Source organism: Arthrobacter sp. TmtSoilC51, from assembly GCF_055388015.1.
The window spans coordinates 3842670-3862687 of record NZ_AP035877.1 but is presented as its reverse complement, the minus strand read 5'-3'; the positions used below and the strand labels follow the sequence as shown (position 1 = coordinate 3862687).

General features: G+C 62.9%; 22 protein-coding genes. 13 read left to right on the top strand and 9 right to left on the bottom strand.

The annotated features are described in order from the left end of the window. Positions 1–7 precede the first annotated feature (7 nt). From ACZ5G6_RS17670 to ACZ5G6_RS17655, 4 genes are all read left to right on the top strand, one after another. Positions 8–937, top strand: coding sequence for a carbohydrate ABC transporter permease (locus tag ACZ5G6_RS17670; RefSeq protein WP_498686907.1), 930 nt, complete (start codon positions 8–10; stop codon positions 935–937). After that, positions 937–1848 carry a carbohydrate ABC transporter permease gene (locus ACZ5G6_RS17665; RefSeq protein WP_223934080.1) on the top strand — a complete coding sequence of 304 codons (912 nt, stop codon included), beginning with the start codon at positions 937–939 and terminating at the stop codon, positions 1846–1848. The genes ACZ5G6_RS17670 and ACZ5G6_RS17665 overlap by 1 nt, the downstream gene beginning before the upstream one ends. A 76-nt stretch (positions 1849–1924) precedes the next feature. Continuing rightward, positions 1925–3679: a glycoside hydrolase family 13 protein gene (locus ACZ5G6_RS17660; protein ID WP_498686904.1), complete on the top strand. Its 1755-nt coding sequence runs from the start codon at positions 1925–1927 to the stop codon at positions 3677–3679. Between the two features lie 23 nt (positions 3680–3702). Further along, complete coding sequence (locus tag ACZ5G6_RS17655) at positions 3703–4662, top strand: aldo/keto reductase (protein WP_498686903.1); 960 nt, start codon at positions 3703–3705, stop codon at positions 4660–4662. Positions 4663–4754: 92 nt separating this feature from the next. Here ACZ5G6_RS17655 and ACZ5G6_RS17650 read toward each other — a convergent pair whose 3' ends face one another. The 4 genes from ACZ5G6_RS17650 to ACZ5G6_RS17635 are packed head-to-tail and all read right to left on the bottom strand — an operon-like array spanning position 4755 to position 8578. After that, positions 4755–5684 carry a TauD/TfdA dioxygenase family protein gene (locus ACZ5G6_RS17650; RefSeq protein WP_498686901.1) on the bottom strand — a complete coding sequence of 310 codons (930 nt, stop codon included), beginning with the start codon at positions 5682–5684 and terminating at the stop codon, positions 4755–4757. A 55-nt stretch (positions 5685–5739) separates the two neighbouring features. Beyond that, entirely contained in the window at positions 5740–6657 is a 918-nt protein-coding gene (locus ACZ5G6_RS17645) for an ABC transporter permease (RefSeq protein ID WP_223934072.1), read from the bottom strand. Continuing rightward, on the bottom strand, positions 6657–7547 hold the full coding sequence (locus tag ACZ5G6_RS17640) for an ABC transporter ATP-binding protein (RefSeq protein ID WP_498686899.1): 891 nt from the start codon (positions 7545–7547) through the stop codon (positions 6657–6659). Before ACZ5G6_RS17640 ends, ACZ5G6_RS17645 begins: the two co-directional genes overlap by 1 nt. 2 nt (positions 7548–7549) lie before the next feature. Continuing rightward, positions 7550–8578 carry an ABC transporter substrate-binding protein gene (locus ACZ5G6_RS17635; protein ID WP_498686897.1) on the bottom strand — a complete coding sequence of 343 codons (1029 nt, stop codon included), beginning with the start codon at positions 8576–8578 and terminating at the stop codon, positions 7550–7552. A gap of 390 nt (positions 8579–8968) precedes the next feature. Here ACZ5G6_RS17635 and ACZ5G6_RS17630 point away from each other — a divergent pair, with 390 nt between their 5' ends. From ACZ5G6_RS17630 to ACZ5G6_RS17600, 7 genes are all read left to right on the top strand, one after another. Then, positions 8969–9832, top strand: coding sequence for an HpcH/HpaI aldolase/citrate lyase family protein (locus ACZ5G6_RS17630; protein WP_223934066.1), 864 nt, complete (start codon positions 8969–8971; stop codon positions 9830–9832). A 2-nt stretch (positions 9833–9834) separates the two neighbouring features. Further along, positions 9835–10755, top strand: a complete 921-nt coding sequence (locus ACZ5G6_RS17625) for a DUF2797 domain-containing protein (protein ID WP_498686895.1) — start codon at positions 9835–9837, stop codon at positions 10753–10755. An 84-nt stretch (positions 10756–10839) separates the two neighbouring features. After that, positions 10840–11064 carry a DUF3188 domain-containing protein gene (locus ACZ5G6_RS17620; protein ID WP_223934064.1) on the top strand — a complete coding sequence of 75 codons (225 nt, stop codon included), beginning with the start codon at positions 10840–10842 and terminating at the stop codon, positions 11062–11064. 43 nt (positions 11065–11107) lie between these two features. Beyond that, entirely contained in the window at positions 11108–11566 is a 459-nt protein-coding gene (locus ACZ5G6_RS17615) for an FAS1-like dehydratase domain-containing protein (RefSeq protein WP_498686891.1), read from the top strand. Between the two features lie 2 nt (positions 11567–11568). Next, positions 11569–12006, top strand: coding sequence for a MaoC family dehydratase (locus tag ACZ5G6_RS17610; RefSeq protein ID WP_498686890.1), 438 nt, complete (start codon positions 11569–11571; stop codon positions 12004–12006). A 41-nt stretch (positions 12007–12047) separates the two neighbouring features. Then, positions 12048–13310, top strand: coding sequence for an MFS transporter (locus ACZ5G6_RS17605; RefSeq protein ID WP_498691935.1), 1263 nt, complete (start codon positions 12048–12050; stop codon positions 13308–13310). Between the two features lie 9 nt (positions 13311–13319). Beyond that, positions 13320–14387 (top strand): UDP-N-acetylmuramate dehydrogenase, encoded by a 1068-nt coding sequence (locus ACZ5G6_RS17600; RefSeq protein WP_498686888.1) that lies wholly within the window; start codon positions 13320–13322, stop codon positions 14385–14387. A 6-nt stretch (positions 14388–14393) separates the two neighbouring features. Here the strand turns inward: ACZ5G6_RS17600 and ACZ5G6_RS17595 are convergent, their stop codons facing one another. Further along, on the bottom strand, positions 14394–14873 hold the full coding sequence (locus ACZ5G6_RS17595; protein ID WP_223934055.1) for a hypothetical protein: 480 nt from the start codon (positions 14871–14873) through the stop codon (positions 14394–14396). Between the two features lie 85 nt (positions 14874–14958). Between ACZ5G6_RS17595 and ACZ5G6_RS17590 the strand changes: the two genes are divergently transcribed. Further along, a complete protein-coding gene (locus tag ACZ5G6_RS17590; RefSeq protein ID WP_498686885.1) occupies positions 14959–16101 on the top strand; it encodes a winged helix DNA-binding domain-containing protein in 1143 nt (380 codons plus the stop codon). 68 nt (positions 16102–16169) lie between these two features. Then, positions 16170–17057: a hypothetical protein gene (locus ACZ5G6_RS17585; RefSeq protein ID WP_498686883.1), complete on the top strand. Its 888-nt coding sequence runs from the start codon at positions 16170–16172 to the stop codon at positions 17055–17057. On the opposite strand, the gene asd is transcribed toward ACZ5G6_RS17585, so the two are convergent. The 4 genes from asd to ACZ5G6_RS17565 all read right to left on the bottom strand — a co-directional run bounded on the left by asd (position 17054) and on the right by ACZ5G6_RS17565 (position 19943). Continuing rightward, a complete protein-coding gene (asd, locus tag ACZ5G6_RS17580; protein ID WP_223934046.1) occupies positions 17054–18196 on the bottom strand; it encodes an aspartate-semialdehyde dehydrogenase in 1143 nt (380 codons plus the stop codon). The two genes, ACZ5G6_RS17585 and asd, sit on opposite strands and share 4 nt — an antisense overlap. Positions 18197–18302: 106 nt before the next feature. Further along, a complete protein-coding gene (locus tag ACZ5G6_RS17575; protein WP_223934044.1) occupies positions 18303–18524 on the bottom strand; it encodes an NF038396 family protein in 222 nt (73 codons plus the stop codon). A gap of 10 nt (positions 18525–18534) precedes the next feature. Then, positions 18535–19143, bottom strand: coding sequence for a dihydrofolate reductase (locus ACZ5G6_RS17570; RefSeq protein ID WP_223934042.1), 609 nt, complete (start codon positions 19141–19143; stop codon positions 18535–18537). Continuing rightward, positions 19140–19943, bottom strand: coding sequence for a thymidylate synthase (locus tag ACZ5G6_RS17565; protein ID WP_498686881.1), 804 nt, complete (start codon positions 19941–19943; stop codon positions 19140–19142). The genes ACZ5G6_RS17570 and ACZ5G6_RS17565 overlap by 4 nt, the downstream gene beginning before the upstream one ends. Positions 19944–20018: the final 75 nt, after the last annotated feature.

Genomic DNA, 20018 nt, shown 5'->3' with positions numbered 1-20018 from the left:
CAGAAACATGTCCAGCATTAGCACCTCAACCACATCCGGCCCTACCAGCCGAAGCCGTACCCGCGAAATGAAGGGCAGCAGGCGGCGGGTGGAACCGATCTTCTACTTTTTCCTCCTGCCCAGCCTCATCCTGTTCACCCTGGCCATCACGATACCGGGCATCATTGGCATCTTCTTCAGCTTCACGGACTCCATCGGAATCGGTGACTGGGAGTTCACCGGCCTGACCAACTACATCGCGATCTTTACTGACCCCGCTATCCTGCAGAGTTACCTGTTCACCTTCGGTTTCTCCATCGTCACAGTGATCGCGGTGAATGTAATCGCCTTCCTCCTTGCAGTCGGCCTGACCTCGCGCATCCGGATGAAGTCCGCACTCCGGACCATCTTCGTCATCCCGATGGTGGTTTCCGGCATCATCATCGCCTACGTTTTCAACTTCCTGTTTTCGAACTCCCTCCCGGCGGCTGGTGCCGCGGCAGGGATCCCATGGCTGGAGAGCAGCCTCCTGGCCAACCCAGACCTCGCCTGGATTGCGACTGTGCTTGTCACGGCCTGGCAGGCTGTGCCCGGGGCGCTGCTCATCTACATTGCCGGCCTTGTTGCCGTGCCCGGGGATGTCTATGAGGCCGCGGAAATTGACGGCGCGAGCAAATTCCAGCAGCTGCTGAAGATCACCCTTCCGCTGGTTGCCGGCTATGTGGTCATCAACATCATTCTCGGTTTCAAGGGCTTCCTCAATGCTTACGACATCATCGTCGGGCTGACGAACGGTGGCCCGGGAACCTCGACCAGGAGCATCGCGATGACTGTTATCGCCGGCTTCAACGGCGGCGACTACGCCTACCAGATGGCCAACGCGACCATCTTCTTCGTGGTCGCCATCCTTATCTCTCTCCTACAGCTATCGCTGACTCGCGGACGGAACGCACTCTGATGACCAAGCAAGCCACCCTCGCAATCGAAGACTCCTCCCAGGTTGAAACCGCCACCGCCCCAACCAGCCGACGTCGTTCCTCTCCAGCGGTGGAACGGGTCAACTGGTCCGGAACCACCATCCTGGTCTTGTGCACGGTTACCGTGCTCCTACCTCTCTATGTCACGGTCTCCATGGCTTTCAAGACCCAGGGGCAGGCTGTGGATGGCAATGCCTTCTCATTTCCCGCTCCATTCAGCCTCGACGGGTTCGTCCAGGCCTGGACTCTGACAAACTTTCCCGTCGGCGCCGCGATGTCATTGCTGGTGACCGCGGGGACCGTTCTTGCCACCATCGTCCTGGCCGCCTTCGCCTCGTACGCGATTGTGCGCAACTGGGAACGCCGGCTGTTCAGGTACTCGTTCTTCTACCTTCTTGGGGCGATGTTCATTCCGTTCCCGGTGGTTGCCCTGCCGCAGATCCAGCTCACGGGCCGCCTCGGGCTGGACAACCCGCTGGGCGTCATTCTTCTGGCCACAATGTTCCAACTGAGCTTCAGCGTGCTGCTATTCACCGCATTCCTCCGTTCGATTCCCATGGAACTCGAAGAGAGCGCCAGGATCGACGGCGCTACAACGTGGCAGACGTTTTGGAAGCTGATCTTCCCACTGCTGGCGCCGATGAGCGCGACCGTCGGTATCTTTGCATTCCTTTACGCCTGGAATGACTTCATGATGCCGTCGCTGATTATCTCCGATCCGGCACTGCAGACCCTTCCAGTACGGCAAAACCTGTTTCAGACCCAATTCAGCAACAACTACCACGTGTCCTTCGCGTCCTACCTGATGGCGATGGCGCCCGCAATCGTCGCGTACCTCTTCACCCAGAGGTGGGTCATGGCAGGCGTTACCCAAGGGGCCGTTAAGGGCTGACACTTGTTGACCTTCCGCACCCGGCGTTTCATACTGGTTCGGGACATAAATTTAGATTCTAAATCAAAGGAGTTTCGTGAGCACTTCCGCCACTCAGGCACCCCGTACCGACGCAGAGCGCATGGCTGATCCGAACTGGTGGCGCCAGGCGGCCGTTTACCAGATCTACCCCCGCAGCTTCGCTGATTCCAACGGCGACGGCATCGGCGACATCAAGGGCATCACGGCAAAGGTCCCGTACTTGAAGGAACTTGGGATCGACGCCGTCTGGCTAAGTCCGTTCTATCCCTCCGCACTCGCTGACGGTGGCTACGACGTGGATGACTACCGCAACGTGGATCCCAAGCTGGGGACGCTTGAAGACTTCGATGAGATGGCTGCTGCCCTCCACGCCGCGGGCATCAAGCTGGTGGCCGACATCGTGCCCAACCACTCCTCGGACCGCCACGAATGGTTCAAGGAAGCTTTGGCATCACCCAAGGGCTCCGCTGCGCGCGAACGCTACATCTTCCGGGACGGCAAAGGTGAAAACGGCGAGCTCCCGCCCTCGGACTGGGACTCAGTGTTCGGCGGACCGGTCTGGGAGCGCATTACAGAGCCGGACGGTACTCCCGGCCAGTGGTACATGCACATCTTTGCCAAGGAGCAGCCCGACTTCAACTGGGACAACCCGGAGGTCCGTGAGGACTTCCTGAAGACCCTGCGCTTCTGGTCCGACCGTGGCGTGGATGGCTTCCGCATCGACGTCGCCCACGGCATGGCCAAGGATCTCTCCGAGCCCATGCCGATGAAGGCCGATCTCGCAGCCCGGGCCCATGGCACAGATGGCTTCGTGGACGGATCACACCCGTTTTGGGACCGCGACGAAGTGCATGAGGTTTACGCCGAGTGGCGGAAGCTTTTCAACGAGTACAACCCGCCACGGACTGCCGTGGCCGAGGCTTGGGTCCACGAGTCCCGCCGTGCCCGCTATGCGAGCCCTGAGGGACTGGGCCAGGCTTTCAACTTCGACCTTCTGCAGGCCGATTTCGATGCACCTTCCTTCCGGAAGATCATCACGGAAAACCTGATCGCGGCCAAGGAAACCGGGGCTTCCTCCACCTGGGTGTTCTCCAACCATGACGTCGTCCGCCACGCCACACGCTACGGCTTGCCCAGGGGCGGTTCAGTGGCCCAGGGAACCAATACGGCCCAGGACATCTCGTCCACCAAGCCCAAGGGCCAGGACGGCAAGGGCTGGCTTCTGGCCGGAGCTCCGGCGGAAGAGCTCGACGTCGAACTCGGCTTGCGTCGTGCCCGTGCTGCCACGCTGCTGATGCTCGCACTTCCTGGTTCTGCCTACCTGTACCAAGGAGAAGAGCTTGGCCTGCGTGAAGTGACCGAAATTCCTGACTCCGAGCGGCAGGACCCGTCCTTCTTCCGCAACCCGGGAGTCGAGATCGGCCGCGATGGTTGCCGCGTCCCGCTCCCTTGGACTGCAGACGGACCTTCCTTTGGCTTCGGCGAAGATAGGGCACACTTGCCCCAGCCGGAGTGGTTCGCACGCTACGCAGTTTCAGAACAGGAAGGCGTGGAAGGCTCAACGCTGGAGTTCTACCGCAGAGCGCTTCGCCTGCGGAGCGAACTGCAGGCCGACGAGGAACTCGAATGGGTTGAGACTGGCAACCAGGACGTGCTGCACTTCAGCCGTCCGGGTGGTTGGGACACGGTAACCAACTTCGGAACCGAGCCGTTCGAGCTTCCGGCGGGGACCGTCGTCGTGAGCAGCGGACCGCTGGAAGACGGCCTGCTTCCTGCCGACACCTCTGCGTGGGTGGTCCGCGACGCTTAAGCGTTGCGGAAGAATCTGAAGACATGACTAACGCGAACGGGCGCGGGCGCCTCATTTACGGTTGCATGGGCCTGGGCGGTCCTTGGGACGGTACCTCGTACGGTGCTGCGGAGATCGAACAGGCTGCCGCAGTTATCGAGGCAGCACAAGGGATCGGCATTGAGTTGTTCGATCACGCGGACATCTACCGGAGCGGTAAGTCCGAAGCCGTTTTTGGGGAAGTCCTCGCCCGTTCACAGGGCCTGCGCGAAAAGATCCAGCTCCAAACCAAGTGCGGAATCAGGCTGGGGGAGCGTGGGCTTGATACCCACTACGACCTCAGCAGGGAAGCCATCCTGGAACGGGTCAATGGAAGTTTGAAGCGGCTCCAAACGGACTACGTGGACATCCTGCTCCTGCACCGTCCGGATCCCCTCATGGACCCACGCGAGGTGGCGGACGCCGTCGGGCAGTTGATGTCGGAAGGCAAAGTGCGGCAGCTGGGGGTGTCCAACATGTCCGGCGCGCAGATTGCGTTCCTGCAGGACGGCCTTGAGATTCCGATCATTGCCAACCAGCTGGAGATGAGCCTGCTGCGCCGGGACTGGCTGGAAAGTACGGTGCTGGTGAACCATGCAGAGGGAGTGGGCTACAGCTTCCCGCACGGGACGGTGGAGCTATGCATGGCAAAGGGGATTGAGCTCCAGGCCTACGGTTCCATGGCTCAAGGGCGCTACACGGGAGCGCCGTCCGAGGAAAAGTCGCTGGCCGAGTCGGCAACCGCTGAAATGCTTCAGCGGCTCGCGGGAGAGAAAGGCACCACGCCTGAATCGGTGCTGCTGGGGTGGCTCATGAAGCACCCGGCAGGGATTTCGCCTGTTGTGGGGACCACCAATCCTGCACGGATCGCAGCCTGCACTGATGCCGTGTCCGCGGCTGCCGATATGTCCAGGGCCGAGTGGTACGGCCTGTGGGTGGCGGCGCGGGGAAGCAACATCCCCTAAACCCAACTGAGTCGCAGTTGTGCGCGTTATGAAGCCTCAAAACGCGCTTAACTGCGACTCAGTTGGGTGACAACAGCAACACATATCCCCTCCTAGGAGACGGTCACCGGGGCCACCACCGAGTAGGTGCTCGAATCACCTTGGATGGACTGGCTGGGCTTGCCATCGATGCCCACCGGAATGTCGCCGGCAATGGTCACGCGGTTGAGCTTGCGCGGCTGGCCGTCGTAGTTGTCCGGGGCGTAGTGCTGGGTGATGCGGTTGTCGAACAAGACCACTTGGTTCGGTTCCCAGTTCACTCGGACCACATTCTCAGGACGCGTCACGTATGCCTGCAGGAGGCGGATGATGTCCTTCGATTCCGTGTTGGACAAGCCCACGATCCGAAGCCGCTGCGCGAAGCCCCCAATGAACAATCCGCGCTCGCCGGTCAACGGGTGGACGCGCACCACAGGGTGGGCGGTTTCGAACTTCAGGCGGGTGAACTCCTTACGGCGCTCCTCGGCATTCTGGTGCTCAAGGTTCTTGGGCACTGAGTAGTCGTAATCGTTGGTGTGGATGGCCCACAGGGTGTCCGCGAAGTTGCGCAGTTCCTCCGGCAGGTCCTGGTAGGCGCCGGCAGAGGAAGCGATGAGGGTCTCCCCGCCATAAGCAGGCAGATCGATGCTCCGCAACGTGGAGGCCTGCGGTGGGTTGACCACAAACGTGACGTCGGTGTGCCAGTTGTTGGCGGAGCCGTTCTCGCTGTCTACGGGCAGGACGTTTTCTTCACCTTCCACGGAAGCAACTGTGGGATGCGCCTTGGTGAGCGGGCCGAAATGGCTGGCGAACTTCACCTGTGCTTCGTCGCTCAGGATGTTGGCCTCCCGGAACACCAGGGCCTTGTGCTCATTGAGGGCCGCACGGATTTGGGAGACGGTGGGCTGGCTGAGGTCTCCGCTGATGTCGAATCCGCGGATTTCGGCTCCGATGCGGGAACCCAGCTTGGCGAACTCGAGTTTGGTTTCGGTAATGACGGTCATGGTTTCGTTTCCTTACTTGTTGTGTTGGTTGCGGCAGGTGCCGCAGTGGGTGGTTTTAGGAAGCTGCGGCGCCAACGGCGGTCCGCCAGCGCGAGAAGTGCCGTTCAAGGGCCACCAGCAGGAAGTTCACGCCGAGACCCAGCAGCGAGACGGTCAGGATGCCCGCGTACATGTCCGGGATCAGGAAGCTGCTCTGCGCGTTCACAATCAGGTATCCAAGGCCCGCTTTGGCACCCACCATCTCGGCAGCAATCAGTACCAGGATGGATGCCGTGCCGGCCATGCGGATGCCAGTGAAAATCGTTGGCACGGCGGATGGCAGGATGACCTTCTGGAAGAGGCGGAAACTGTTCAGGCCCAACGAGCGCGCGGCCCGGATGAGCAGCGGATCCACGGTTTTCACGCCCGCAATCGTGTTGAGCAGCACCGGGAAGAAAGCCGCGTAGGCAACGATGCTGATCTTGGATTCCTCGCCGATGCCCAGCAGCAGGGTGAACACCGGCAGGAGGGCCAGCGCGGCCGTGTTGCGGAACAGTTCCAGCAGGGGGTTGAGGACTGCGTTGAGCCGGCCGTACCAAGCGATCAGGAGCCCCAGCGACACACCTGCAACGAGCGCTGCGCCGAAACCGGCTACGGACCTGGTCAGGCTGGCCGCGATGTGGCCTTGGATGGTTCCCGCTTCGAAAAGCTTGCCCCACGCCAGCAGCACGTCATGCAACGGTGGGAGGAACACCCTGGTGGACGGACTGGCCAGATACGTCGGGCCGAGTTCCCACAGTGCCAGGAAGGCCAGGATTGCGGTGGACTTCCACACGCCTGAACCGGCTGCTGCGGTAACCCTGCGCACGGTAGCGAGCAGCGGCGTCGTGCGTGCCCGTGAGCCCCTCGATGCGGAAGGTTCGACGGCGGGGCTTGGGTGTGGCGCGGTGCTCGCCTGAGGCGCCGCTTCTGTTGGCGCGAGCGTGGTGGTCATCAGGCAGCGCTCCTTTCAGTGATGGTGGTGGCGGGCTCGTCCGGGGCGCTGCCGTCCGGGAGGATCTTCCGGTGTCCGGCGTCCTGCGCCCTGCGGACCTCGTCGTGCAGCAGCGTCCACACCTCGTGCCGATGCTCCACGAAGGCCGGGTTGGAGCGGATGTCGTCATCGCCGTCGCGGTCGGGGATATGGATGTCCACGATTTGCTTCAGCCGGCCAGGGCGGGCGCTTAGCACGGCCACGCGCTCGCCGAGGTAAACGGCCTCGTCAATGCCGTGCGTGATGAACACGATGGTCTTTCCGGTGGCCTTCCAGATGCGCAGCAGTTCGTCCTGCAACTGCTCGCGGGTCTGAGCGTCCAAAGCCGCGAAGGGCTCGTCCATCAGCAGGACGTCGGGCTCGTAAGCCAGGCTGCGGGCAATCGCAACACGTTGCTTCATGCCCCCGGAGAGTTCATGGGGATACCGATCTTCGAAACCGGCCAGTCCCACCAGTGCCAAGTACTCCCTGGCCTTGGCTGCCCGTTCGCGCCGGTTCAATTTCCTGCCGCCGGGCCCTGTTCCTTCCAAGCCAATCGAAACGTTGGCCGAAGCCGTCCGCCACGGGAACAATGCGTACTGCTGGAACACCACAGCGCGGTCCTTGCCGGGTCCGGTGACGGGTTTGCCGTCTACCAGAACCTCGCCCGACGTCGGCGTTGAGAGTCCGGCGAGCAGGTCCAGCAGCGTGGTCTTGCCGGACCCGCTGGGCCCCACCAGGGTGAGGAACTCGCCGTCTTGGACGTCCAGGCTCAGGGAATCGATGGCCGTGAGGGTGGTGGCAGCAGCGGACTTCGTAGCCCGGACCGTGAATTGCTTGGTGACATTGCGGAGGCTGATTTTCGCTGTCATGGCTATCCCTTCTTCGCGAGCTCGTTGAAGTCGTTGGTGTAGTACTTGGACGGCGTGAGCTTGTCCTTCACGATTCCGGAAGAGTTCAGCCACCCCTCCCAGCGGGTGAAGTCCTTGTCCCGGATCACGCCGGAGTCGGGAACGCCAGGGCTCTTCCAGAACTTCAGGTTGGCCGTGTTCTCATTGCGTCCGCGGTTTTCGATGATCTTGGTGAAGCGGGCAATGACTTCGTCCCGTGGTGTTTCTGCTGCCCATTTGATGGCTTTGGCAACGCCGCTGGTGAATGTACGCGTCGTGTTCGGGTTCTTTTCGATGAAGTCGCTCCGGAGCACGATCTGGCCGCCTGCAAAGTTGCCGAACAGCTGCACATCGCTGAACAGCGAACGTAGTCCGCCAGCCTCGATGGCATGGTCCTGCAGCACGCCGCCGAGGGTTCCCGCGTCCACTTGGCCGCGGCGGATGGCTTCCTCAGTGTCGTTCGGTGCCAAAGGGACGAGCTGGACCTGCTTGATCTCATCCGGGCTGAGCCCGTTCTTGGTCAGATAGCTGTTGATGACCGCTTCGTGGTGTGCGCCGAGTGTGTTCACCGCGATCTTCTTGCCGATCAGGTCGCGGGGTCCCTTGATGGAGCTGTCCGCCTTCACGTAGTAGCCGCTGAAGGTCTTCTCGTCCGAGCCGTAGTAGTTGACCACAGCCTTCACGGGCGCGCCTGCTTCGATCAGCTTCACCACGGCTCCGGAGAACGCACCGCCGAAGTCGGTCTGGTTGGTGGCTGCGGATTGGATGTCCTGGGGGCCGCTGGTGGTGTTGCCCACCCAGTTCAACTTCAGGTCGCCCAGGTATCCGAGGTCTGCAGCAAGTTCGGGGAAAGTCACGTTGTTGGCGGAGCCTTGGTACCGGAGTTCCTTGACCTCGTTGCCGGCTTGGTTGGCCTGACTTTGTCCGGCTTCGGCTGCACCGCCGCAGCCGGACACCGTCAGCGCTAGTACGACGGCGGCCGCGACGCTCAGCAGGGGCAGATGCAGTTTCATGGGAGCTACTTTCGAGTGGTTTGGTGTGTTGGGGGAGCCATACGTTCACTGGCTTGGGAACGATGTAAGCCCATTCAGGCGGCCGGTTGAAAGTGGAGCGGTCATGGTGGGAAACGGCGGGAAACGCGGTGAAACAGCGGGCAACGGGGCGCAACGCGGGGCCACGAAAAGCAACGGACGGACAATCCAAGGCGCCGTGTTGAGCAGCATGAAGAACGTGTTGAGCCCTGTGACGAACAGCGACGGGTGCGCCGGAATTGACTGGTGCTTGCCGCCGTCGGACGGTCATACTGCGTGAGGGGACAGTCATAAGGGCTTTAGTTCGTATTGATCCTCACAACCGGGCGGATTTCTTCGCACTGCGGGGCGCTTGGCGGATACGGTAGATACATGACGTCTAGCATCGCCGCCGAATCCATTCGGCCTACCCGCAATATTCCCGCCGATATCGCCCGTTCCTGGCTCCTTGTGAACGCCATGAAAACGGAACTTTTTGACGAATCCGCGGCCTCACGGGCAGATGCCATCATCCTTGACATCGAAGACGCCGTGGACCCTTCCCAGAAGGACGCAGCCCGCGAGAATGTTGTGAACTGGCTAAGGTCCGGCGGTCAGGCCTGGGTCCGCATCAACGATGCCACCAGTAAGTTCTGGGCCGACGACCTCGCCGGCCTGCGCGGCACCCCGGGCCTGCTCGGCGTGATGCTCGCCAAGACCGAGTCCGCGGACCAGGTCACCGAGTCCTACCACCGCATGGACGGCAAGACTCCCGTAATTCCGCTGGTCGAGTCTGCCCTCGGCATCGAGGAAGCCAACCACATTGCCCGCGCCCAGGGTGCGTTCCGCCTGGCTTTCGGTTCCGGCGACTTCCGCCGCGACACCGGCATGGCCGCCACCCCCGAGGCCATGGCCTACCCGCGTGCCAAGCTCGTGGTAGCCAGCCGCGTGGGCAACCTGCCGGGCCCCATCGACGGCCCCACAGTCGGCACCAACCACCCCATCCTGCGCGAGCAGACCGGCATCACCGTGACCATGGGCATGACCGGCAAGCTCTGCCTGGCCATCGACCAGACCACCGTGATCAACGAGGTCATCAGCCCCACGCCGTCCGACGTCGCATGGGCCACCGACTTCATGAACGACTTCGAAGCCAACGGCCGGGTTATCCGCGATGGTTCGGACCTCCCGCGCCTTGGCCGCGCCGAGAAGATCATGAAGCTCGCAGTTGCCTTCGGGGTCCAGCCTTCCCTGTAGCCATGCTGGTCCACGGCGTAGCTTGGGACTCCTCTTCACCGGCACTGAGGTTGTTCTCGCCTGACGGGGAGTTCACCGGGGTTGCGTTGGCCCAAGGTTTAACGTTGGGCTTGCGCGTGCTTCCCGGGGTGTGGTGCCTTGGCCATACCAAGGTCCATGGGCCGGGGGAGCGCACTCATGTTCCTTGCCGTAGCGGCTCACCGGCCGAGCGCGGGAAGCAATGCGGGGCCTGCTTTGCCCGGGACGATTCCCGGCTCATGCACGACTTCCACCGCGGCGGGTCCGTGCCCACTGGCCTGCGTTCTTACCTCATGCAACCCCATTGGCTGTACGTTGCAACGTTCGCAAATGGTGCCACCAAGGTTGGTACCGCCTCAGCTCCGCGTAAGTGGAACCGGCTGGCCGAGCAGGGTGCCGTTCACGCTTCCTATGTTGCCCATGCCGAGGACGGTCGTGTCGTTCGAGTGCTCGAGGATCTTGTGACACGCGAGCTTGGGCTCGTCCAGCAGGTCCGTTCCGCAGCCAAGGCGGCATCGCTTGTTGAGCCGCGCCCCGGCGTCGAACTCGTGGCCACCAACCGCCGGCATGCCGCACAGGTGCGTGAGTTGCTGGGCGGACTCGCCATGACCGGTTTCGCCCTTGTGGAGGAAGAGTGGAAGCGGCCGGTTTTGGCAGACCAGCTCTGCACCGCGCGTGCGGAGGGTGGCCTTCGCCACCCATATCCGGCAACGTTCGACGGCGGCGGGCATGGCCTGCGGGTCCGCTCGCTTTCCGGTGCCATCGCCCTGGCCGGGCTGCCTGATGTTTCCGGGAACGAGGTTCAGGGAAGTTTCGTGGCAGACCTGGGCGCCTTGAAAGGCCGAAAGATCGAGTTCGGCCCCCACGTCACGGAAATCCCTGCGCTGCAGGACTCGTTGTTCTAGCTCCGTGTGGGGCCTGTTGTGCGTGCTATTTGTGGGTTTTGGGGCGCAGAGCGGGCCTGCAACGCGCACCGGTAGACTTGGACGGTGCTGAACGAATTCTGGGCCACCTCGTCCACCGCCTACAAGACGCTGGTTTTCAGCGCCATGGGGCTGATCGCCGTCGGACTTGTACTCTCCATCGCGGGTAACACGTCCGGCAACCAAGGCCTGGCCATAGCCTCGCTGCCCGTGATCGGCCTCGGGTTGGTGCTCCACGTGACCGGGCTCGTGGTCCGCGGCCAGAAGATCCGTAAGAGCTACAAGAAGTAGTCACCGCACCACTCACAGTCCGCGGGCCCGATAGGGTTGGACCATGAGTATCAATCCGGACCTGCAGGGCCGAAGCTACCCTGCCGCAGAGGTTTACGACGTCGGCCGTGAAAAGATCCGCGAGTTCGCGAAGGCCGTCAAAGCCAGCAACCCCGCGCATTTCGATGTTGAGACGGCACGGGCCATGGGCCACAGCGATCTCGTTGCTCCGCCAACGTTCGCCATCATCGTGGCCCAACGAGCCGACGCCCAGCTTGTGGAGGACCCCGAGTCCGGCATCGACTTCTCCCGCGTGGTGCACGCGGACCAGCGCTTCACCCATCACCGGCCGATTGTTGCCGGGGACCGGCTCGTGGCTGAGTTGCACGTGGACGGAGTCCGCGCCATGGGCGGCGGTGCCATGATCACGACGCGTTCGGAGATCTTCGCCCTCAACGGCGATGACCGTGAAAAAGTAGCCACCACCACCTCGTCCATCCTGGTCCGCGGAGAGGGACAGTAACTATGAGCCCCAAATTCGAAGAACTGACGGTCGGCCAGGAAATCGGCACCCGCAGCATTGAGGTCACCCGCCAGGACCTGGTGAAGTATGCAGGCGCTTCCGGCGATTTCAACCCGATCCACTGGAATGAAGCCTTCGCAACGTCCGTTGAATTGCCCGGCGTGATCGCCCACGGGATGTTCACTATGGGCTCCGCAGTGCAACTGGTCAGCGACTGGGCAGGCGACCCCGCCGCCGTCGTCGATTACCAGACGCGCTTCACCAAGCCCGTTCTGGTCACCGACACCACCGGAACCGATGAAGCCGGTGCCGTCATCGACGTCACCGGTGTTGTGGGAGCGCTCGACGCCGAGGCCGGCACCGCGCGCATCGATCTCACCGTAGTCGCAGCCGGGCAAAAGGTCCTGATGAAATCCCAGGCAGTCGTGAAGGTCTCTTGAACCAACTGAACACCTCCCGTCGGCGTGCCACCGCGACTCAGATGTCGCAGTGGCGCGCCGCTGTTTTGGCCTCCTATGCGGCAAGCGGCCTGGCTTTCGCCACCTGGGTTTCCCGCCTCCCTGCCATCCGCGACGGACTGGACCTCACCCCGGGCGGCATCGGGCTGTTGCTGATGTGCATGACCGTAGCCTCTTTCATTTCGATCTCGGCATCCGGCCTGATCGTGCTGCGGCTGGGTCCCAAGCTGACTACCCGGATTGGGAGCAGCATGGTGGGGGCAGGCCTCGCCGCCGTTGGCTTTGGCAGTTCGATCGTGGGGAATCCGCTGGTAGTGGCCGCCGGGCTGGTGGTGGTCGGCCTGGGCACGGCCAGTTGGAACACCGCTTCCAACGTGGAGGGGGCCGCGCTTGAGCGTGCACTGGACCGGCACATCATGCCTCGGCTGCACGGTGCCTTCAGTTTGGGAACCGTGGCGGCTGCCGGTTTCGGTGCCTGGGCAGCAGCCGTGCACATGCCTGTGTTCTGGCATTTCCTGATATCAGGAGCGGTAGTTGCTGCATCCGTTGTGACCGCCGGATTCTGGTTCCGCGCCGAGAAGGAGGGTCCGGCTCCGCGGAACTATCGTCCGGACGGGCGGGACACTTTCGACGACCCGTCTACAGGCCCGTTGCCCGTGATCACGCCGGAACCCGTACCGCTGGACAACAAACGCCTGGTTGCCCTGGCCTGGCGCGATCGCCGCACGCTGTTGATTGGCGTACTGGTCCTCGGGTTGGCCCTCGCTGAGGGCGCCGCAGGGGACTGGGTGGCCCTGGCTTTGGCCGATGGCTACGGGCAGACCGACGCCGCGGGTGCCGTCGGCTACGGCCTGTTCGTGACCTTCATGACCATCGGTCGGTTTGCCGGAACCGTCATCCTGGACCGTTTTGGCAGGGTGGCGGTGATGCGCTGGTGCTCGGCCATCGCCGTCGTGGGCCTCGCGCTCTTCGTCTTTTCCCCGGTTCCGTGGATGGCGTTCGTCGCTCTGGCGGTGTGGGGGCTCGGTGCCTCCCTTGGCTTCCCTGTAGGGATGTCCGCTGCCGCGGATGATCCCGTACATGCCGCCGCAAGGGTGTCGGTGGTTTCGACCATCGGTTACGGCGCATTCCTTTGCGGACCACCGCTCCTTGGATTGCTGGCCGAACACTTTGGCATCCTGCACTCCCTTTTGGCACCCCTCGTACTGTTGGTCATCAGCTTCTTCCTGGCTCCGGTGTCACGCAAGCGGCCCGCTGCGTCAGTACAGGCCGCCAATCCCCGTTAGGCTTGATTGGTGACCCAGACGCTGCTTTCCGAACTGACCACAGCCGCCGTCGGCGGACCCGCGGGAAACCTCGTGGAGGCCCGCACCGAGGCTGAAATCATCGACGCCGTGCGGTCCGCTGACGCTGCAGGGGAGAAGCTCCTCATCATTGGCGGTGGCTCCAACCTGCTGATCTCGGACGAGGGCTACGCCGGCACGGTCCTGAAGATCGCGTCCCAGGGCTTCACCGTGAACTCCGAGGACAGCTGCGGGGGCGTGTCCGTGGTGGTCCAGGCCGGCCACAACTGGGATGCCCTGGTGGAACATGCGGTGCTGCACGCGTGGTCGGGCATCGAAGCGTTGTCAGGCATCCCCGGCGCCACAGGAGCCACCCCGGTCCAGAACGTGGGCGCATACGGGTCGGATGTCTCGCAGACCATCGCTGCGGTCCGTACCTGGGACCGCGAACGCAATGCGGTTCAGACGTTCACCAACTCAGAACTTAAATTTGGCTACCGCGACTCGATCCTGAAGCAGACCACGGTTGAGGGCTCGCCGCGCTACGTTGTGCTGACTGTTGAGTTCCAATTGCCCCTGGGCCGCATGAGTGCGCCCATCCGCTACGCAGAACTCGCACGGGTGCTTGGCGTGGAACCCGGAAAGCGCGCCTACTCCAACGATGTCCGCCGCGAAGTCCTGCGGCTCCGTGCCTCCAAGGGGATGGTTCTGGACTCTGATGACCGCGACACGTATTCCACGGGCTCCTTCTTCACCAATCCGATCGTCCCCGCCGAACGCGCCGCCGAACTGCCGGACAGCGCGCCGAAGTATCCTGCCGGTGCTGACGGATTGGTCAAGCTCTCCGCTGCCTGGCTCATCGACCACGCAGGATTCGGCAAGGGGTTCGGCCTCGAAGAATCCAGCGTTTCGGGCGGCCGGGCATCCCTGTCCACCAAGCACACGCTGGCCATCACCAACCGCGGCTCAGCCTCGGCAGCGGATATGGTGGCGATCGCGCGCGAGGTGCGTGCCGGCGTCGTGAATCGCTTTGGCATCGAGCTGCACCCGGAACCGCTGCTTATTGGCGTTAAGCTCTAGCAACGCTCAGCGCGTGCGTCGCTCCGCGATGGGCAGCACTTTGTTGAGAAGCAGGAAGGTCAGCCCGCAACTGACCGATCCAAGCAGGAAGATCTGGCTGAACGCAATACTTTGGGGCGAAGGGCCGCTCGGCATGAAAAGGCCCGCCGTGGCGAAGCCGACCAAGCCGAGGAGCATCACAATGGCGCCCAGCAGGAAGCTGCGGACCTGGGCTGCTGCCGCCGGATAGAACCAGGGCTCGGGGGCGTCGTCACCGCGATCAGCAACTGGTTGGCTGGCCGCAGCGGTACCGATGAGCAGCGCGGCTGCGGCCGTGGCAACCAGCCCTGCCGTCTGGATACCCTGCATGGCGGGGGAGAGGCTAACTCCGGTACCAACTGCCACGATCAACCCGGTTCCAAGCCCGACGACCGTGCAACACCAGCCAGCGGCAGCCAACCACCGGCTGAGCGGCCGCACAAGCGGAGCAAGATCACCAAAGAGCATGGATCCATCCTAGGAAACGCTGCTGGAAGGCTGCTGGGAGGCGTTGCAAGGTTTCCTGTACCGGCGGCCCCTCTTAGGATGAAGCATGCCTGAAACCCACCCGCGTTCAGTTGCTGTTACCCCACGAGTCATGGGCCGCCTGCGACTTGCCAGCCAAGGCCTGCTCAATGGGGGTTTTACCTCTGTGCCGGACGCGGTTCGTTGGATGACCGCCATGCAGGCACAGGATCTGGGGTCTGCCTTATGGGCCGTAGGGCAGCGCGTCCCGGGATCGGCCGCGTCCGATGTCCGCGGAGCCATTGATGCAGGGACCGTGGTCCGCTCATGGCCAATGCGGGGAACACTGCACCTTCTGGCCCCCGAAGACCTCCGGTGGATATTGGGTATCACCAGCGAGCGGCTCATGAACATGGTGGCAGGCCGTCACCGCGAGCTCGGCATCACGGCTGACGACATCAGCCACTGCCGTGACATCGCACTCAAAACCATAGAGACCATCAGGACAGCGGAGGGCGGACGCGGCGCCACCCGCGAGCAACTCTTCGCCGCGTTCGAAGAAGCAGGCCAGGTGACCAAGGCCCAACGTGGCATCCACCTGATCGGGAGCCTGTGCCAGCGTGCGTGGCTCGTCCAAGGACCCATGGCCGGAACGAACCGAAAGATGGGGGTCCAGCAGTTGTTCGTGGCGTTCGACGAGTGGATCAAGGATTCGCGGGATCTTGATCGTCAGGAAGGAATTGCCGAGCTCTTGTTCCGCTACGTTCGCAGCCACGGGCCCGCGACCGTGAAGGACTTTGCCTGGTGGAGCCAGGTGCCGCTCGCGGAAGCGCGCAGGGGCCTCGCCTCGGTTCAAGATCGACTGGTGGAGCTGCCGTTCGGCGGTACCAGCTATTGGCTTTCGCCGGAGACAGCTGCACTGCTCGACGACGGCGTCCCCGGCTCGCGCACGCTGCTCGCTCTTCCGGGCTTTGATGAATTCCTGCTCGGTTACCAGGACCGGAGCCTTGTCCTTGCGCCCGAGCATGCCGAATTAGTGGTACCCGGCAAGAACGGAGTGTTCAAACGCATCATCGTGGCCGGGGGAGAAGTTGTGGGAACTTGGGCCAGGACCGGCAACGGCAAGGCCCCTGGCGTTGTTCCTGAGCCTTTCTCCGGAGAGCTGGGCCCGGCCGCGGAGCGTTCGTTCCGGGCGCAGGGGCGGGCCTACCTGAAGTTCATGGCGGGCTGAGCCCTGCCCTTGTCCCAAACCCGTTGCTTGGCCGCTTTTAAGTGGTTGGCCAACAACGGATAAGCGGCTTGGCAACGAAGTTGTCCACATCCGGTGCCCCAGCCCTGCCGGTACGCGTACGTGTTGGCCACGATGGTCCCATGCAACTGCGAAAGCTCGATGCCCTGATCACCGCACACTGGCCGGGAACCCCCGTGGCCTCGACTCCCGAGCTTGTTGGCTGCGGGCTTGGCGATCGCGTTCTCACGGCTGGTGTCCGCAATCGAAAGCTCCTCAGGCTGCGGCGGGGTGCGTATGTGCGCATGGATCAATGGCGCCGGAGCAAACCTTGGGAGCAGGACCTTCTGCGGATCCAGGCCCACCATTGCAGCACTACGGGCGGGAGTATCTACAGCCACATTAGCGCCGCCCGCCTGCACGGTTGCCACGAGTGGGAAGGTGGGCCGTTGGTGCACGTGACCACGCCCTTCTCACCGGCCCAGGCCAGTTCAGGAAGCGACGTCGCAGCCCATGCCGGGGGCCTGGTCCCTGATGAGATTGTTGAGGTGCAGACGCCATGGCAGCGGCCCGTGCGGACCACGAGTCTCGAGCGCACGGTGGTGGACTGTGCCCGGACGCTGGACTTTGATCGAGCGGTTGTCATTGCCGACCATGCCCTTCGACTCGGCGCCGATCCCCGGAAGATGCAGGACTATCTGGACAACGGCAGGACCACCCGTGGCGGCCGCCGCCTGCGCCGGGTCCTGGAGTTTATGGACGCAAGGTCCGCACTCCAAGCCCAGGGGTGGAAAGTGGTTCGGATCGAATGGGACGATCTCAGCAGGCCTTGGGACGTCGACCGCAAGCTCAGGGAGGCGCTGGATGGATCACGGGTAGAACGTAGAAAACCCGCTGTTCCGTTGCCGGGCAGCAACGGAACAGCGGGTCAGCGACGAAATAGCGGCGACGGGGCCTAGAGCTTGCCCGTCGCGATGTTGAGCATCCGGCGCAGCGGCTCAGCTGCACCCCAAAGGAGTTGGTCGCCCACAGTGAAGGCGCTGATGTACTCGGGGCCCATTTCAAGCTTGCGGATACGGCCAACGGGAATGTCCAGGGTGCCGGATGCGGCAACCGGGGTCAGGTCCGCCATGGAGGCTTCCTTGGTGTTCGGAACAACCTTGGCCCACTCATTGTCCTTGGCCAGGAGGTTCTCGATCTCCGTGACGGAGAGGTCCTCGCGCAGCTTGAGCGTGAGGGCCTGGGAGTGGGAGCGCATGGCGCCGATGCGGATGCACAGGCCGTCCATGGCAATGTGGTCCTTGCCCGCGGTGCCTTTGCCCGTGCCGAGGATCTTGTTGGTCTCCACCCCGGCCTTCCACTCTTCCTTGGACTGGCCGTTGCCGAGGTCGGCATCGATCCAGGGAATCAGCGAACCGGCCAGCGGAACGCCAAACTGGGTAGCGTCAACGCCAGTGCGCTGGGCAGCGAGGACCTTGTGGTCGATCTCCAGGATGGCCGAGGCCGGATCCTGCAGTTCGCTGCTGACCTCGTTATTGAGGGTGCCGAACTGGTTCAGGAGCTCGCGCATGTGGCGGGCGCCGCCACCTGAAGCTGCCTGGTACGTCATGGAAGTGCCCCACTCGACCAGGTTGTTCTTGAACAGTCCGCCGAGACCCATGAGCATGCAGGAAACCGTACAGTTGCCGCCGATGTAGTCCTTCACGCCGCCGGACAGGCCGGCGTCGATGACGTCGCGGTTGATGGGGTCCAGCACGATGATCGAGTCATCATTCATGCGCAGCGTGGAGGCGGCGTCGATCCAGAGGCCATCCCAGCCGCGGCTACGGAGTTCGCCATGGACCTGCTTGGTGTAGTCGCCGCCCTGGGCGGTGACAATAATCGGCAGCTTGGCAAGCGTCTCAATATCGAACGCGTCCTCGAGCTTGCCGGCCCCGTCAGCAAAGGAAGGGGCGGCACCCCCTGCGTTCGAGGTGGAGAAAAATACCGGGTTGATGTTGGCGAAGTCGTTCTCTTCCTGCATGCGCTGCATCAGGACGGAGCCGACCATGCCACGCCAACCGACCAGTCCAACGGACGGATTAGCTGCTGTAGTCATTCACCCAGTCTAAACTTTCGGAGCACAGTGCCGCTGTTGGTTACGTCACGCACGCAAAGCACGACGCCGGTACTCGCCACAGCGGTGCGCCAGCGGGCCATGGGGCCTAGGTTCCGGCGTCGGGCTCCTGCAGCAGGACGGCCTTGCGCTTGCGCAAGGCAAAGAACGCACCGAACGTGAAGACCTGCGTGACCACTATCAAGACGATGATGCCGACAATGCGGTTTCCGCCAAGGATCATGGTCAGCCCCACGATGGCGGAGATCAGCGCGAAAAGCGGCAGCAACATATAACCCAGCACGAACAATGTTTCAGGTTTCTTCAGCATGCAGGCGTTCCTAGCTTTCCGTCCGGCGCCATGTGGTGAACCGGTATTGTGTGCCGTTTTTGGCGGTCAGCCAGCCCTCGGCCGGCGCAACAGTGTCAAAGGTCCAGTCGTCGCCCAGTTCAGGCGCGAACGTATCGCCGTCGAAGTCGGCATCGATGATGGTGACGACCGCGACGTTGGCAATTCCCATGGACTGTTCGAAGATCTCGCCGCCGCCGACGATCCAGACCTTCTGGCCGCCCGGCGCGAACTGGGATTCCAGCAGGGCTGCGTCCAGCGAGGAAACCACGACGGCGCCCTCGGCCTCCGGGGTTGAAGCCCACTTTGAGTTGCGGGTCACCACAATGTTGGTGCGCCCTGGCAGTGGCCGGTACTTGTCCGGGAACGACTCCCAGGTCTTGCGGCCCATGATCACTGGGTGGCCTGTGGTTAGTTGGCTGAAGTGCTTCAGGTCCTCGGGCAGGTGCCACGGCATGGAGCCGTCCTTGCCGATGACGCCGGACTGCGTTTGGGCCCAGATCAAGCCGATACCGGTCATTTTGGCTGCCGTTTCCTGGGTGAAGATCACTCCGGGGAGCGGGGCGGGCGTTTCCTGGCCGGGGTTGTCTTGGATGCTCATACCGCGATCGGCGCCTTGATAGTGGGGTGGTGGCGGTAGCCCACAACCTCGAAGTCGTCCAAGGTGTAGTCGAAAATCGAGTCCGGCTTGCGGAGGATTTTCAGTTGTGGATACTCGTACGGTTCGCGGCTGAGCTGCTCGCTGACTTGCTCCACGTGATTGTCGTAAATATGGACGTCGCCGCCTGTCCAGACGAACTCGCCAGGCTCCAGGCCCAACTGCTGGGCGACCATGCACGTCAGCAAGGCGTAGGAGGCGATGTTGAAGGGAACGCCCAGGAACGTGTCCGCGGAGCGCTGGTACAGCTGGCAGGACAACTTGCCGTCCGCCACATAGAACTGGAAGAGCGCGTGGCAGGGCGGAAGCGCCATGTCCTTGAGCTCGGCCACGTTCCACGCGGACACGATGTGTCGCCGGGAATCCGGGTTGGCAGACAGGTTGGCCATGAGCTCGGAGATTTGGTCGATGTGCCCACCGTCGGGCGTGGGCCAGCTGCGCCACTGCACACCGTACACGGGGCCGAGTTCGCCATCCGCATCCGCCCATTCGTCCCAGATGGAAACGCCTTGGTCCTGCATCCACTTCACGTTCGAATCGCCACGCAGGAACCACAGGAGCTCCACCGCCACGGACTTGAAGTGGACCCGCTTGGTGGTGATGAGCGGGAAGCTCTTGGCAAGATCGAACCTCAGCTGGCGACCAAAAACACTTCGGGTTCCGGTTCCGGTGCGGTCGGACTTGTGCGTGCCGTTGGCCATGACGTCGCGCAGGAGGTCTTCATACGGGGTGGGGATGCTCACGAGTCCAGCTTACTTCGTTCAGCCAAGCCACCCCGTAGCAGATCGATGAGTGTCTCATCACCCAACCCAGCCTCC

Excerpts from the sequence above, each read along its gene's own strand:
- ACZ5G6_RS17670 (WP_498686907.1), top strand. The coding sequence starts at position 8 with ATGTCCAGCATTAGCACCTCAACCACATCCGGCCCTACCAGCCGAAGC.
- ACZ5G6_RS17665 (WP_223934080.1), top strand. The coding sequence starts at position 937 with ATGACCAAGCAAGCCACCCTCGCAATCGAAGACTCCTCCCAGGTTGAA.
- ACZ5G6_RS17655 (WP_498686903.1), top strand. The coding sequence starts at position 3,703 with ATGACTAACGCGAACGGGCGCGGGCGCCTCATTTACGGTTGCATGGGC.
- ACZ5G6_RS17650 (WP_498686901.1), bottom strand. The coding sequence starts at position 5,684 with ATGACCGTCATTACCGAAACCAAACTCGAGTTCGCCAAGCTGGGTTCC.
- ACZ5G6_RS17645 (WP_223934072.1), bottom strand. The coding sequence starts at position 6,657 with ATGACCACCACGCTCGCGCCAACAGAAGCGGCGCCTCAGGCGAGCACC.
- ACZ5G6_RS17640 (WP_498686899.1), bottom strand. The coding sequence starts at position 7,547 with ATGACAGCGAAAATCAGCCTCCGCAATGTCACCAAGCAATTCACGGTC.
- ACZ5G6_RS17635 (WP_498686897.1), bottom strand. The coding sequence starts at position 8,578 with ATGAAACTGCATCTGCCCCTGCTGAGCGTCGCGGCCGCCGTCGTACTA.
- ACZ5G6_RS17630 (WP_223934066.1), top strand. The coding sequence starts at position 8,969 with ATGACGTCTAGCATCGCCGCCGAATCCATTCGGCCTACCCGCAATATT.
- ACZ5G6_RS17625 (WP_498686895.1), top strand. The coding sequence starts at position 9,835 with ATGCTGGTCCACGGCGTAGCTTGGGACTCCTCTTCACCGGCACTGAGG.
- ACZ5G6_RS17615 (WP_498686891.1), top strand. The coding sequence starts at position 11,108 with ATGAGTATCAATCCGGACCTGCAGGGCCGAAGCTACCCTGCCGCAGAG.
- ACZ5G6_RS17610 (WP_498686890.1), top strand. The coding sequence starts at position 11,569 with ATGAGCCCCAAATTCGAAGAACTGACGGTCGGCCAGGAAATCGGCACC.
- ACZ5G6_RS17605 (WP_498691935.1), top strand. The coding sequence starts at position 12,048 with ATGTCGCAGTGGCGCGCCGCTGTTTTGGCCTCCTATGCGGCAAGCGGC.
- ACZ5G6_RS17595 (WP_223934055.1), bottom strand. The coding sequence starts at position 14,873 with ATGCTCTTTGGTGATCTTGCTCCGCTTGTGCGGCCGCTCAGCCGGTGG.
- ACZ5G6_RS17590 (WP_498686885.1), top strand. The coding sequence starts at position 14,959 with ATGCCTGAAACCCACCCGCGTTCAGTTGCTGTTACCCCACGAGTCATG.
- asd (WP_223934046.1), bottom strand. The coding sequence starts at position 18,196 with ATGACTACAGCAGCTAATCCGTCCGTTGGACTGGTCGGTTGGCGTGGC.
- ACZ5G6_RS17575 (WP_223934044.1), bottom strand. The coding sequence starts at position 18,524 with ATGCTGAAGAAACCTGAAACATTGTTCGTGCTGGGTTATATGTTGCTG.
- ACZ5G6_RS17570 (WP_223934042.1), bottom strand. The coding sequence starts at position 19,143 with ATGAGCATCCAAGACAACCCCGGCCAGGAAACGCCCGCCCCGCTCCCC.